Raw genomic sequence first — 13,803 nt, 5'->3', positions numbered from 1 at the left:
TGGGAATCATGCAGCCGTCCAGCCGCCGTCTATGGGCAGGACCGAGCCGGTGATGTCCCGGCCCGCCTCGCTGCACAGGAAACGAACCATGGCGGCGACGCTTTGCATCGCGACAAACCTGCCGGTGGGCTGGCGCTCGGCCAGGTAGTCATGGGTGGCCCGCTCTTGCGATACGCCGGCCTTGGCCGCGATGTCCGCGATGCGTTCCAGGATGGCTGGTGTAGGGACCGTGCCGGGACATACCGCATTGCAGGTGATGCCGCTGGTCGCTGTTTCCAGCGCAATGGCGCGGGTCATGCCGATAAGCCCGGTCTTTGTCGTGACGTAGCCCACGCGGTTGGCCGCGGCCGACGAGCCGTAGACGGAGGACATGTTTATGATGCGGCCCCAGGCGCGCTTGCGCATCCCCGGTATGGCCAGCCGGCAGGTGTGGAAGGCGGCGGACAGATTCACGGCGATGGACTCGTCCCAATGCACGGCGGGCAGTTCTTCGGCCGGAGAGAAGTGCCTGACCACGGCGTTGTTGACGACGATATCGACACGGCCGAACTGCCGCTGGGCCGCGGCCATCAACTCTTCGATCTGGTCGACTCGCGCAAGGTCGGCGCGGCTGAGCAGCACATCGCGCCCCGATGTCCGGCGCAGCCTGTCGGCGGCATCGGCGGCAAGATCCTCCGGTTCCAGTCCATGCAGCACGATATCGCAGCCGGCCATGGCAAGGTCTTCGGCGATGGCATATCCCAGGCCGCGGATGGACCCGGTTATCAAGGCGCATTTGTTTTCTAGCATCATGGAGGAATGGATAGTCAGGCGCCTGTTTACTCGGCGGGGTTGTTGGGCGCCACATCCAGCCGGACCACCTTCCCCGCGGTCTGGGGCGACAGGGCGGGGTAGCGCTGCATGACCTGGGGGTCATGCCCGGGAATAATGTGCCGCGACGAATCGGCCAGACTGCGCACCCGCTTATGGCCTTCCAGCATGTCGCCCACGTTATAGACGGCCGGAAAGGGAATCTGGCGTTCGATGTTGCCATACAGATGAGTGGCGTCGGAAGCGATGACCACCCACCCGCGCTTGGTCCAGACCCTGACGACCTGGAGGCCGGCCGTATGGCCCCCGATCAGGTGCAGTGTCAAGCCTGGCGCCAATTCAGTGTCGCCGCGATGGAACTCCACCTGCCCGCCGTATAGCTTGCGCACGAAACTGACAATGTCTTCCACATTGAAGGGTTGGCGCAAGGCGGAATGGCACATGCATCGGCCGGTGGCATAGGCGGGCTCCGCATCCTGGATATGGAACCTGGCTTTGGGGAACTGGTCCAGCGTGCCGGCGTGGTCGTAATGCAAATGGGTAAGGATGACGTGCTCGACGCTTTCGGCGGCCACGCCCACAAGAGCCAGGCCGTCTTTGACGGATATGAGCAACTCGCGCCCGCGTTCCAGCGCCGATCGCTCTTCGAAGCCGGTATCGATGACGTATACCTCGCTGTTGCGCCGGGCCACCCACACGTAATACTCGAGATCCGACTCGGCGTCGTGGAAGTCCACGGCGCCGATATAGTTGTCATGGGCCTTCCGGCCGCTATGGCGTGCATATCGGATGGCGTAGAGTTCGAAGGGTGCAATGCCTTGGGCATCCATGGGTTTGTCTCCGGAATCGTGTTCAATCATGGGCCAGCAGGCTGGCGTGTCATCTTGCGGTCTTATTGTTCTGGGCGGTCGGGCAGGGCATCAGGCTTTCTTTCGGGCGGCTTCCTCGTCTTGCTGGCGCAGTAGTGCGATGGCCACCGCCGACGCGTTCCGTACATGCCGGCTTCCCGCCTTGCGGGCGGCTTTTTCATCCTTGGCCTCCAGCGCTTTCAGCAGGTCGCCCAGTTCGGCAAGGCTTTTGTTGGCGCGTCCCGGCGCCGCCATCGACATCGACCGCAGCAGCATGATTTGCGAGTTCAGCAGACGCAGGCTGTTCGATAGCGCTTCGTTGCCGGCGCCGTCCAGAAGGCAGCGGTAAAAATGGTTCTTGGCCTTGAGCTGGCTCAAGCCGTCGTCCTTGGTATGCGACGCCTTGAGATCCGTGTAGGCCTGTTTCAGGGCCTTCAGGTGATCCGGCGTCGCGCGTTCTGCAAACAATTGACTGGCCAGGCCTTCGAGTTCCTCGCGGACCCTATAGATGCCGTCGGCCTGTTCGGGCGTGATGGTCTCGACCACCGGCCCGCGATGCGGGATGACCTTGATCAGTCGCTCGGTCTCGAGCTGGCGCAGCGCTTCACGCACCAGGGTGCGGCTGACGCCGGTCATTTCACATAGCTCTCGTTCCGGCAGGCGGTCCCCTGGCTGAAAACGGCCAGCCAGAATGGCGTTGCGTATGCTTTCCGTAACGCTGTGGCGCAGCACCGCGGCAACACGATGCACCTTGAAATCACCATCGGCTTCTTCAGGCTTCATATGTTTCTCTGTTTTATTAGCGAATGTTAAAAAGGTGGGCACGTCCCAGGTGGTCGCTTCCTTCCCCCGGAACGTGCATGGACACCAAGTTTAGTCCAGCCGCCGTTTTTTCAGCCGCCCTATTGTTTTCCAAGTACGCTTCTTACCTTTTCGATGTATGCCTTGCCGTCGAAACCGACCTCTTGAGCCCGCTTGTACCAGGCGTCGTAGGAAGGTCCGATGTACTGGGGCTGCATCAGCTTGTCGCGTTCGGAGTCGGGCGCCACCCAGAAGGTAACGCCCTCGGACTCCATCTTCTTCATGGCGTTGCCGACGAATTCGCTATAGCGCGAAAAGGCTTCTTCCTGGATTTGGTCCATGACGCCCGCCACTTGCTTCTGTACATCGGGCGGCAGCTTGTTCCAGCTGGCGGGGTTGGCCAGTATCGCCCAGCCGTTCAGGGGGCCAAGGCTCCAGTTCTGGACGTGTTTTGCGAGCCGCCAGTATTCCAGGGCATTGCCCACGCAGGTCGATGTAAACAGGCCGTCTATCACGCCGCGCTCCAGCGCCGGATAAATCTCGGGAACCGGCAGGGGAACCGGCTTTCCGCCCAGTGCATTGACCACTTCGGCCGTTTGGGGGTTATGCACCCGCAGCCGCTTGCCCTTGAAGTCCGCAAGCGTCTTGATCGGTTCTTTCGAGAAGAGCTGCTGCGTGCACCACACGCCGTTTGCCAGCACGATGGCGTCCCATTTTTCCTTCCAGATTTTCTTGGTGTCTTCGAACCAGAACGCATCGCCCACTTTTTTGTATTCCTGGACGTTGTTGATCAGGCCCGGCAGGTTGAATATGCCCATGCGAGGCTCGTCGGCGGCCAGATAGGTGTGCAGGGCGGCGCTCATGTCGACGCGGCCTTCACGGATGGCGGTTGCGATCTGGGCCGCCGGAACCAGGGAATCGCTGACCGTGACCTTGACCTTTCCATTTGTAGCCTTCTTGACCCGCTCGGGAACGGACTGGGTCAGTATGGAATAGCCATCGCCGGGCGAGACGATGACCGACATCGTCAGGTCATATTCCTGGGCGGAGGCGGGTGAGGCGGCAAAAAGAATGCCGGCGCATAGCGCGGCATGAGCAAACGTGCGAACAAGACTCTGTTTGCAAGCATTTGACAGTGACTGCGGTGCAGCGGTGTGCTGATATGAACGCTTCATTGTCTTCTCCGTATTAAATGCTTTTTTGGTTGGATGGAATGACATCGCGACGGGATTGGGCGCCGCGATCGCGGTCCAGCCGCTAGAGGCGATGCCGAAAATATTATATGATCGTCATTCCATAATTCGATAATACAATATACGTTCAAAAACAGCAATGGCTTGCAGCACCGCCAGATAAGGAGACGCAATGACAGTAACGAATCCCGGCGAGAAGGCGCCGCAGGACGGCGCGCCCGCCGCCTCGCTGTATCCCTTGCCCAGCAATGACGATTTCATCGTGGTGCGCGCCGCGAATCATCTTGTTCAGGCTAGCGGCGTATTGGCCGGCCTGGCTTTATTGGCCATGGCTGCGATCATGTGTTTCGAGATCGGTTCCCGTTCGCTGTTCAACTCGCCGACATCCTGGGCCACGGAAATCTCGACGTATTTGCTGGTGGCCGTCGTATTCCTGGGCCTGGGCATTGCCCAGAGCGGCAACAGCCATGTGCAGGTCGAATTGTGGGTGGACAGGCTTTCCATTGAGGCCAGGCGCAAGGTCGAGCTTATCTGCCAATGGATAGGCCTGTTCTTCGTCCTGATGTCCGCATGGCAGATGGCATCCTTCAATGCCAGGGAGTTCTTTAACGGCACGCGGGACTGGGGCTTGCTTTCAACGCCCCAGTGGATACCGGAGCTGCCGGTGTCCGTGGGGCTGCTGATCTATGCATTGGCTATCCTGGTCGATATCTATCGTCTGAAGCCTCCCAAGGGCGATGCCCGCCGATGGGCGCTGCCCATACTGGCCTTGCTGTTGCTGGCGGTGTTGATTGTCCTGGGCCGGCATGGCGTACCGGCATTCGGCAATCGCCACGACTGGGGAACGATCGCGATAGCCGCTTTCATGGTGCCGGCCATGCTGGCGTGGAGCGGCTTGCGCACCATGCTTCTTACGGTGGCCCTGTTGGGAGTGTTGTGCTTGCTGTACTGGCTGATGCGCGGACAGCCCTTGGCCGTGGTTGGTGTGCTGCTCGTGGCATCCATGATATTCCTGCTGCTGTTCGGCGTCCGGATCGCGCTTGCCCTGGGGCTCGTCGGCATGCTTGGGGTGTACTTCCTGCTCTCCAGGCCGCAACTGTCCCTGCTGGCGGAGCGGGCATGGAGCAGCACCAACACCTTCACCCTGTCGGCGGTACCCATGTTCATCTTCATGGGAGGCCTGCTTTTGCGCAGCGGAATCGTCGCCGGGATGTTCGATTCGCTGGTCCGCTGGTTCGGACGCACACCGGGAGGCCTGGCGCATGCCAGCGCCGGCGCATCGGCGATATTCGCGGCTGTCTCGGGCTCGAGCATCGCAACCGCCGCAACCTTGGGCAAAGTGGCCTGCCCCGAAATGATAGAGCGCGGCTACAGTCCGCGCCTTACCTACGGGGTGACGGGAGCGGGTGCCACCCTGGGTATCCTGATTCCTCCCAGCATCCCGATGATCATCTACGGCACGACCGTCGGCGCGTCGGTGACCCACCTGTTCATGGGCGGCATCCTGCCTGGCTTGCTGCTGATGTCCCTGTTCATGCTGACCGCCCTGGTATGGGCCTTGGGATGGCGCGGATCGGCTCCTGCCGCCCGCGCCTACACCATGAAGGAGAAGCTGGTCAGCTCCACGGGGATGGTGCCGTTCGCCGCCATCATATTCGTCGTCCTGGGTTCGATGTATGCGGGTATCGCAACACCGACCGAAGCCGCCGCCATTGGGGCGCTCGCGGCATATATCCTGTGCCTGATACGCAAGAAAATCGACGTGGGCGGGCTGTTTGCCGTCGCCCTGGATACCGCCAAGGTCACCGCCATGCTGCTGCTCATCGTGGTGGGAGCGTCGATATTCAGCTGGGTATTCGACTACATTCGCCTGCCCCGCGAGGTCGTTGCCCTGATCACCAATGCCGGCTTGGAGCCGTGGGTGGTTCTGGTCTTGATGACCTTGGTGTACCTGGTGCTGGGCATGTTCATCGAATCGATCGCCATGATGCTGATGACGCTGCCCGTTACCTTTCCCATTGCCATGGCGCTGGGCATGGATCCGATCTGGTTCGGCATCTTTCTTGTGCTGATGATAGAGATCGGCTTGATCACGCCGCCGCTGGGCATGGTGCTGTTTGTCTTGAGCAGCATGAGCGAAAAAGTGAGCTTCGTCCAGATATCCCTGGGCGTGCTTCCATTTGTGATCGTCATGCTGGTGTTCCTGGCCATACTGTATGCGTTTCCGGACATCGTGCTTTGGCTGCCGCAGCAGGCGAAATGATGCAAGCGTTCAGCCGGGCGCCGCGGCCAGCGCGGCCAGGCGCCCCATGTCTTCGGCATCTTCCATGGTCCAGACGGCTTCGATCAGCGGGCCGGCATCGCAGCCTGAACGCCCATAACGGCAAAGGTCGCGCAGCTTGGCTTCCAGTTCATCGTCCGTCAGCGGCCGCTGCAAGGAGCCTCGAGCCATTTGCACGTGTTCCTGTTCGGTCGTCTGGTCGCGAAATCGCAATACCACTTTGGCGCTGTCTATCGAATAGGCCGGATCGTCCTGGAAGCGCAGCAGCGACCCAAGCGCCCGCAGCTTCGGATCGCTGACGGCCGCATCGGAGAAGGCATCCAGGCCTGCGCGGCCGCGCAACAATGCGACGGGGACGGCGTGCTGGGCGCTGACTTGCGACTCGCGCCCCGTCTTGATGTTGGGACGGTCGGTGCGCTGGCGCAACAGCGGATGGCCGGTCAATTCGATGGATTCGATGGCGTCTAGCCGGCGCGGTTCTATGCGGGCGGACAGCGCCAGGCAGGCATCCAGGACGGGATTGAGCACGACTCCGCAGGGGTAGGGCTTGTAGGCGACCTTGGCGATCTCCCACTCTTCGCCCAGATTGCGGATCACGGCGTCGAAATCGGGCGCATCGCCAAAAACCTGAAGAAAGCCATTCACGCCTTCCAGCGGCCGTGCCGGGCCGTCAAAGCCATCCTGTGCCAGAAGTGCGGCCAGCATGCCGTTGCGGGCCGCATTGCCGACGCTCACGCTCTTGGACATGGTCCCCAGGGATTCCACCAGCCCTCCCGCCTGGCACGCGGCCGAGCCCAATGCCCAGCGGAGTTGGGTGTGGGACAGCTTCAATACCTTGCCGACGGCCATGGCGGAGCCGAACACTCCGCAGGTGGAGGTGATGTGCCAGCCCCTGTCGTAATGAAAGGGTGAGATGGCCACACCGATCCGGCATTGCGCCTCCACCCCCAGCAGAAAGGCCAGCATGAAATCCTTGCCGGACAGGGGCCGGCTCTGGCTTAGGGCGAACAGGGCGGGCGCGAGGGGCGATATCGGATGAATGATGGTTGGGATATGCGTCTCGTCATAGTCGTACACATTGGCGCTCATGGCATTCAAGGCCGCGGCGTTAAGCATGTCCATGCGCTCGGGCCGGCCCACCAGTGTTGCCGCCGATCCCGCGGAGAAGCGCGCATAAGTCCGCACGGCACGATCCAGAGTGGGATCGTTGCATCCGGCCAGCGCCACGGCAAAATAGTTCAGCACCGACCGCTTGACCTCATGGCGGATGCGGCCGGGGATCTGCTCCCACGAAGTGTCGCCGATGAAGGCCGCCAGTACGGTGGACACTGGACTCGATCGGGTCGTTTTCTTTGTGTTTTCCATAGGTCGATGGCATCTCTGTCGGTGGGAGGGAAGAAGATATGATAACTGCAAATAAGGGAAAGATTGTATGACGATATGATTGACAGATTGTAGTTCTATCATCATACTTTGCTGCATATTTCCCCTTCTACTCAGGAGTCAGAACGACTATGCGCAAAGAATTCAATACAGAGCTGTTTGCCAAGGGCTTGAAAAACCGCCAAGAGGTACTCGGCGCCGAACATGTGCAGAAGTCCCTGGATGCGGCGGACGATTTCACGGCGGATATGCAAAAGCTGGTCACCGAGTGGTGCTGGGGAGAACTCTGGGGGCGTCCGGGCCTGGATCGCCGCACGCGCAGCATCATCAATCTGTCGATGCTGTCCGCCCTGAATCGGCCGCACGAGATACGCCTGCATGTGCGCGGCGCCCTGAATAACGGCCTGACCCAGGATGACATCAAGGAAATCTTCCTTCAGGTGGCTATTTATTGCGGCGTCCCGGCGGCCCTGGACGGCATGAAGGTCGCCGCGGAAGTCATCGCCGAGGAAAAAGCCAAAGGCAACAAGGCGGGAGCCAAATAATGGCGGGGGCTCTACCTCGAATCGGCTTCGTGGGCGTCGGCGCCATGGGCGCTCCCATGGCCGGGTGCCTGATCAAGGCCGGCTATCCGCTTGCGGCGTTCGACAGCAGCCCGGACCGCACTGCCGCCTTTGCCAAGCAGCACGGCCTGAAGCCGGCTGCGACACTTGCCGAACTGGGCAAAGAATCGGATGTGATCATAACCATCCTGCCCAATAGCGCCATTGTCCAGGATGTGCTGTTCGGACCGCAGGGCCTGGCTTCCAGTTTGCGCTCCGGGGCGGTCGTCATCGAGATGACCTCGGGCATTCCAAGCCAGACTGTGGCGTTCAGCGAGCGGCTTGCGAAGCAGGGCGTCGTGTTGTTCGATGCGCCCGTTTCAGGCGGCGTGCCGCGTGCCCGTACGGGCGAACTGACCATCATGGCGGGCGGTGAGCAGGCTGATATCGATGCCGCCATGCCTATCCTGAATGCCCTGGGCAAGGTCATCCCCACGGGAAAAGTGGGCACCGGCCATGCGATGAAGGCGCTCAACAATCTGGTGTCCTCCGCCGGCTTCCTGATCGGCATCGAGGCGCTCATCATTGGATCGCGTTTCGGCATCGACCCGGAAACCATGGTTGATGTATTGAATGTTTCAACGGGCATGAACAACAGCACGCAAAAGAAGTTCAAGCAGTATGTGCTTTCGCGCAAGTTCGATTCGGGTTTCGCCATGAATCTCATGGTCAAGGATCTGACCATAGCGCTGGGTATCGCTCACGAGAACAACGTGAACGCGCCTTTCGCGGACCTGTGCCGCAACCTGTGGGCCGGCGCCAACGCCGTCCTGGGCCCCCAGGCCGACCACACCGCCGTCGCCTTGCTCAGCGAGCAACTGGCCGGCATGCAGATAGGCAAACCTCCAAAGCAATAACGCTGTGCCTGTCGAAGGACAGTGGACGGCAAATAGTCAGGAGGCGCAGTACCACCACCAAAGGAGAAGACAATGAAGAAGCATGTAAGCATGGTTTTACTTGCCGCCGCGGGCCTGATGCCCCTGGGCGCGCACGCGGAAGTCAGCACGCTCAATATCCCCCTGGGGGCGGGCGGCTTCGGTTTCCTACCCCTTCACATGATGAAGGAACACAAGCTCATTGAGAAACACGCCGAAAAGGCCGGTCAAAAAGTTACCATCAACTGGGCCAATATCGGCGGACCTTCGGTAATGATAGATGCATTGCTGTCGGGCTCGGCCGATTTCATTTCGGCCGGCCCCCCGTCCTTCCTGCTGTTGTGGGACCGGACCAAGGGCACGGCCAACGTCAAGGGTGTCGCGGCCATCAGCTCCATGCCCATGTTCCTGAACACGCGCGCGCCGCATCTGAAGTCCATCGACGACCTGAAGGACGGCGACAAAATGGCGGTGACCTCGGTCAAGTCGTCCATACCATCCATCATCATGCAGATGTACGCCACCGAAAAGTACGGCAAGGACCAGGCATTCAAGTTCGACCCGTATACCGTTACCATGAACCACGCCGACGCCGCGTCGTCGCTGATATCGGGCAGCGGGAACATAGTTGCCCACTATGCTTCATCGCCGCTGGCCCAGCGTGAACTGAAAACCAAGGGCATACGGACCATCCAGAATACGGATGACGTCATGGGCGGATCCACCACCTTCACCATGGTGTCCACCACAACCCGCTTCCATGATCAGAATCCCAAGGTCTACGCCGCTTTCGTGGCCGCGCTTCAAGAAGCCCAGGAAATGATCAAGGCCGACAAACAGGGCGCCGCCAAGGTGCTGATCGCCTCGATGGGCGGCAGCGGCGACGTCGCCGACATGGTCGAGATCCTGAACGACCCGTCCACCAAGTACACGGCCAAGCCGGAAAACGTCATGAAGTATGCGAAATTCATGAACGACATCAAGACCATAAAGAATCGGCCCGACACGCTCGCCGATCTATTCTTCCCCGGTCCCGCCATTTCCGCCGGCAACTGACGCGCCGGAAACAACGCATCCGGCCGTGGCCGGATGCGGATGCAAAAAAATGTTTGGAGACAGCCTTTCATGGGTCAAACCGCAACACCTTTGCTGTCGGTTCAGGGAGTCACCCTGCGCTACCGCACAAAAGACCACATCATCACCGCAACCTACCGCGTCAGCTTCGACGTTTACCGCTCCGACCGATACGTTATCGTGGGCCCGTCGGGCTGCGGCAAGTCGACGCTGTTGAAGGCTGTTGGCGGCTACCTGCCCGCGGTCGAAGGCCACATCAAGCTGAACAACCAGGAAATCATCAAGCCCGGTCCCGACAGGGTTATGGTGTTCCAGGAATTCGACCAACTGCTGCCATGGAAAACGGTCAAGGAAAATGTCGTCTTCGCCCTGACCGCCAGTGGGCGCCTGCAGCGCAAGGCGGCTGAGGAAAAGGCCATGCACTACATAGACAAGGTCAACTTGTCGGGGTTTGCCGACAGCTATCCACATACCCTTTCCGGCGGCATGAAGCAGCGCGTGGCCATTGCGCGCGGCATGGCCATGGAGCCGGACATCCTCTTGATGGACGAGCCGTTTGCCGCGCTGGATGCGCTCACGCGCGCCAAGATGCAGGATGAACTCTTGCAGTTGTGGGAGGACACCCGCTTTACCGTGCTGTTCGTTACCCACTCAATATCCGAAGCCGTCAAGATCGGCAGCCGTATTCTGCTGCTCAGCCCGCATCCCGGCCGGGTTCGGGCCGAGCTGAACAGCGAGGGCGCCGATACCGCGGGCCCGGATGGCAGGCGGCTGACGCAACGCATCGAAGAGCTGCTCTTTCAAGAGAGCGCAACGCAAGGGGGAATCGCTCATGACTGAAGCAAACTCGGCGCCCACCGTCTACCGGGACGAGGTCATCAATACGGTCGAGGAAGAGGATTTCGGCATCATCGAGAAACCGCTAAGCCTGTGGGAACGCCTGCTGGACAACGGGATTTTCCGCAAGGCCGTCATGCTGGTCGCGCTGGCCATTGTGTGGGAAGTCTACGCGCGGTGGTCGGGCAACCCCTTGCTGTTTCCCACCTTCGTGTCGACGATACAGGCATTTTTCTCGGGTGTTGTTTCGGGCACGCTGCTGTCGGCGACCTGGACTTCGATTTCTCTGCTGCTGCAAGGGTATGCCGTGGGCCTGCTGATCGCCGCGCTGTTCACCGCCTTTGCCAGCGCCACGCGTGTGGGCGCCGATCTGCTGGAAACGCTGACGTCCATGTTCAACCCGCTGCCTTCCATTGCCTTGCTGCCGCTGTCGATGATCTGGTTTGGGCTGGGCAATGCCAGCATCATCTTTGTCCTGGTCCACGCCGTCCTGTGGGCCGTCGCCCTTAACACGCATTCCGGATTCCGTTCGGTCAGCCTGACCTGGCGCATGGTGGGCCGCAACTACGGCCTGTCGCGCATGGGCTATGTGTGCAGGATACTGGTTCCGGGCGCCTTTCCCAGCATATTGACGGGCATGAAGATAGGCTGGGCCTTCGCGTGGCGCACACTGATCGCGGCGGAACTCGTGTTCGGTTCCAGCTCCGGCTCCGGCGGCCTGGGCTGGTATATCTTCCAGAACAAGAACATGCTGGACATACCCAATGTATTCGCAGGACTGCTGACCGTGATCCTGTTCGGCCTGCTGGTCGAAAACCTGATCTTCCGGGTGCTGGAGCGGCGCACGATCGGGCGCTGGGGCATGCAAACCTGAGCCGCGACATGACGACTATTGCCCAGACCCTGGCCGCTTTCGCAACCGGCATCCCGGCCGACGCCATTCCCGCGCAGGCCATCGAGCGCGCAAAAATGAGCCTGGCCAGCACCATCGCCAGCGCGGCCATGGGCCACGGCATCGACTCGGCCCGCATCCTGCGATCCCTCGAGCTGGAAGAAGGCGGGACGGGACAGGCCACCGCATGGTTTGACGGAAGCCGCCTGCCCTTGACGAGGGCGGTCAGGGTAAACGCCGTCGCCAGCGACGCGGCGGCGTCCGACGACAGCGACCTGCGCAGCATCGCCCATATCGGCACCATCGTTTCCACGACTGCCGTTGCCTTGGGCGAGCACACGGGCAGGCCGGGCCGCGATCTTCTGGCCGCCATGGCGCTTGGTTATGAGGTGGCCGGCCGAATCGATGAATCGCTTACGCCGGGCCGTATGCAGCGCGGTTTTCATGGCTCGGTGTCAACGGTGTTCGGCGCGGCCGTCAGCGCGGGCCGCCTGCTTGGCCTGGACGCGGGCCGTATGGCGCACGCCATTGCGCTTGCCGCCACGTCCATAGGCGGCATGGCCGTGGCCGCCGATACCAGCTGTGCGCGCGAATACCATGCCGGCAACGCCGCCATGACGGGCGTGCAGGCCGCACTGGCCGCAAGGCGCGATTTCCAGGCCGACCTGAGCATTCTGGAAACGCCTCGGGGATTCCTTAGCGCAATGAACGGCCAGGCCATCGAGGACATCACGCGGGACCTGGGCGAGGACTGGGATATCGTCACCGATATGGCGATCAAGCTCATGCCCGGCGCCCATCCCTTTCATGCCACCGCCGAAGCGGCGGCGGACGCGGCCCGCGCCGGCGCTGTGCATCCCGATGACATCGAACGCGTCACCATTTCGGCGGCGGTGCAATGGACCAACTTCAAGGGCGAGCCGCACCCGCGAAGTCTTGTAGATGCCGCGCACAGCCTGGTGTATTTTGTGGCGGCCTCTATCGTCGACAGGGAATTCGGCTGGGACGCCATGAGCCTGGCCAAAATGAGCGACCCCATTATCGCCCGCATCCAGGACAAAATCGTATTCGACCCTTCGCCGGCCCCCTTGCCCGACAGGTTTCCGCATCGCCACGGCGGCGGCGTCACCATCCTGCTTAAGGACGGCCGCCAATTCGCCAGCACCTGCGTGGCCCCGCGCGGCTCCGGCCCGCGAGGCGTAAGCTGGGATGATATCGACGCCAAATACCGGCGCCTGGTCCCTTTGGCGGGATTGGGGGCCGAGCAGGTGGAAAGCAGCCTGGCCTTGCTACATGGCTTTGACACGCAGGGGAAGGCGGGAGCGCTGACGGGCCTGTTAAGGCGAGCATCGTCGCAGCTTGCTGCTTGTAGGGGTTAGAAACCCGCCCACAGCTTGGCGAAATCAAACGAAAGCTGACGATGATGGCGGATGGACAATAAATGGATGATTGCCTCGGTTTCCATTGCCACGTAAAGAATCAGGTAATCACCATGCAGGTATTCGCGCAGGGCGTTAGCGGTGCCGGCGGGCAAGGCGGCAAGTTGGACCAGGGCTTCGGCCGACTGCGGAAGCCGGTCCAGATAGCTACGGCCGATACGGGAGAAGTTGCCCAGATTGGGTATGACAGTCGAACGCAGTTCGGCCAGCAAGTCGTCGAAGGCAAAAGGAGCGTCCGCTTCGATCAGGAATTGTTCGATGACATCCAGTTGGTCTAGAAAACTGGCTGTGAGCTTGACCTGGTAACGATTTTTAGCCACGCTTTTTGGCGGTCTTGGTTGGGCGGTTGCCATGGGCGCCGGCTTTTGAACGGACTGCACGGTCTTGTTGAAGCTGGGCGATGGCGGCGTCGGCTTCGTAGCTGCGTCCCGCTGCGATGTCTTCCAAGCCGCGCCGGGCATCGTCGATCAATAGCAGGTGAATACGTTCGCGCTCGAGCCGATGGTAATAGTCCAGCCGATCGGCATCGATCAGGGCGACATAGCTTTCGCCGTTTTTTGTGATGATCTTTTCCGCCCCGGCCTTGGCCTGGTCGGCAAGGTCGGACAGGTTTGCGCGAGCTTGGGTGAACGGCACCACGTCATTGACGGAAAAACCCATGATTGGCCTCCTTGAATGGTGATTACAGAATTCTGTACATTCTACAGCGAAGAGCTCCAGTTTTCGAGAGCCTCGTCCATCGGCACATGCCGCGCGCGCGCTCAAGAT

14 protein-coding genes are annotated in these 13,803 nt (G+C 60.9%); 7 read left to right on the top strand and 7 right to left on the bottom strand.

What is annotated here, in order from left to right:
• Positions 1-6: 6 nt before the first annotated feature.
• From V0R37_RS10760 to V0R37_RS10745, 4 genes are all read right to left on the bottom strand, one after another.
• Positions 7-792: a 3-hydroxybutyrate dehydrogenase gene (locus V0R37_RS10760; RefSeq protein ID WP_420374500.1), complete on the bottom strand. Its 786-nt coding sequence runs from the start codon at positions 790-792 to the stop codon at positions 7-9.
• 26 nt (positions 793-818) lie between these two features.
• Positions 819-1,670: an N-acyl homoserine lactonase family protein gene (locus V0R37_RS10755; protein WP_420374499.1), complete on the bottom strand. Its 852-nt coding sequence runs from the start codon at positions 1,668-1,670 to the stop codon at positions 819-821.
• A 60-nt stretch (positions 1,671-1,730) separates the two neighbouring features.
• Complete coding sequence (locus V0R37_RS10750; protein WP_420374498.1) at positions 1,731-2,441, bottom strand: GntR family transcriptional regulator; 711 nt, start codon at positions 2,439-2,441, stop codon at positions 1,731-1,733.
• A 119-nt stretch (positions 2,442-2,560) separates the two neighbouring features.
• Positions 2,561-3,634, bottom strand: coding sequence for a TRAP transporter substrate-binding protein (locus V0R37_RS10745; protein ID WP_420374497.1), 1,074 nt, complete (start codon positions 3,632-3,634; stop codon positions 2,561-2,563).
• Between the two features lie 190 nt (positions 3,635-3,824).
• On the opposite strand from V0R37_RS10745, the gene V0R37_RS10740 reads away from it, so the two are divergent.
• Positions 3,825-5,915 (top strand): TRAP transporter large permease subunit, encoded by a 2,091-nt coding sequence (locus V0R37_RS10740; RefSeq protein ID WP_420374496.1) that lies wholly within the window; start codon positions 3,825-3,827, stop codon positions 5,913-5,915.
• Between the two features lie 9 nt (positions 5,916-5,924).
• Here V0R37_RS10740 and V0R37_RS10735 read toward each other — a convergent pair whose 3' ends face one another.
• Positions 5,925-7,298: an MmgE/PrpD family protein gene (locus V0R37_RS10735; protein WP_420374495.1), complete on the bottom strand. Its 1,374-nt coding sequence runs from the start codon at positions 7,296-7,298 to the stop codon at positions 5,925-5,927.
• A gap of 149 nt (positions 7,299-7,447) precedes the next feature.
• Here V0R37_RS10735 and V0R37_RS10730 point away from each other — a divergent pair, with 149 nt between their 5' ends.
• From V0R37_RS10730 to V0R37_RS10705, 6 genes are all read left to right on the top strand, one after another.
• Positions 7,448-7,861, top strand: a complete 414-nt coding sequence (locus V0R37_RS10730) for a carboxymuconolactone decarboxylase family protein (RefSeq protein WP_420374494.1) — start codon at positions 7,448-7,450, stop codon at positions 7,859-7,861.
• Positions 7,861-8,775, top strand: coding sequence for an NAD(P)-dependent oxidoreductase (locus V0R37_RS10725; protein WP_420374493.1), 915 nt, complete (start codon positions 7,861-7,863; stop codon positions 8,773-8,775). The genes V0R37_RS10730 and V0R37_RS10725 overlap by 1 nt, the downstream gene beginning before the upstream one ends.
• Positions 8,776-8,847: 72 nt before the next feature.
• Entirely contained in the window at positions 8,848-9,849 is a 1,002-nt protein-coding gene (locus tag V0R37_RS10720; protein WP_420374492.1) for an ABC transporter substrate-binding protein, read from the top strand.
• 69 nt (positions 9,850-9,918) lie between these two features.
• The gene (locus V0R37_RS10715; protein WP_420374491.1) at positions 9,919-10,707 is read left to right on the top strand and encodes an ABC transporter ATP-binding protein; all 789 of its coding nucleotides are present in this window, start codon (positions 9,919-9,921) and stop codon (positions 10,705-10,707) included.
• Entirely contained in the window at positions 10,700-11,578 is an 879-nt protein-coding gene (locus V0R37_RS10710) for an ABC transporter permease (RefSeq protein WP_420374490.1), read from the top strand. Before V0R37_RS10715 ends, V0R37_RS10710 begins: the two co-directional genes overlap by 8 nt.
• Before the next feature lie 8 nt (positions 11,579-11,586).
• On the top strand, positions 11,587-12,975 hold the full coding sequence (locus V0R37_RS10705; RefSeq protein ID WP_420374489.1) for an MmgE/PrpD family protein: 1,389 nt from the start codon (positions 11,587-11,589) through the stop codon (positions 12,973-12,975).
• On the opposite strand, the gene V0R37_RS10700 is transcribed toward V0R37_RS10705, so the two are convergent.
• Together V0R37_RS10700 and V0R37_RS10695 are read right to left on the bottom strand one after the other, a co-directional pair.
• Positions 12,972-13,355, bottom strand: coding sequence for a type II toxin-antitoxin system RelE/ParE family toxin (locus tag V0R37_RS10700; protein WP_420374488.1), 384 nt, complete (start codon positions 13,353-13,355; stop codon positions 12,972-12,974). The genes V0R37_RS10705 and V0R37_RS10700 overlap by 4 nt on opposite strands.
• On the bottom strand, positions 13,348-13,695 hold the full coding sequence (locus V0R37_RS10695; protein ID WP_420374487.1) for a type II toxin-antitoxin system Phd/YefM family antitoxin: 348 nt from the start codon (positions 13,693-13,695) through the stop codon (positions 13,348-13,350). The genes V0R37_RS10700 and V0R37_RS10695 overlap by 8 nt, the downstream gene beginning before the upstream one ends.
• Between the last annotated feature and the right edge of the window lie 108 nt (positions 13,696-13,803).

The organism is Pollutimonas rozaliensis (assembly GCF_048751585.1).
GTDB lineage: Bacteria > Pseudomonadota > Gammaproteobacteria > Burkholderiales > Burkholderiaceae_B.
Note: the sequence above shows the minus strand (reverse complement) of the source record. Positions and strands in the feature narration are given on the sequence as shown.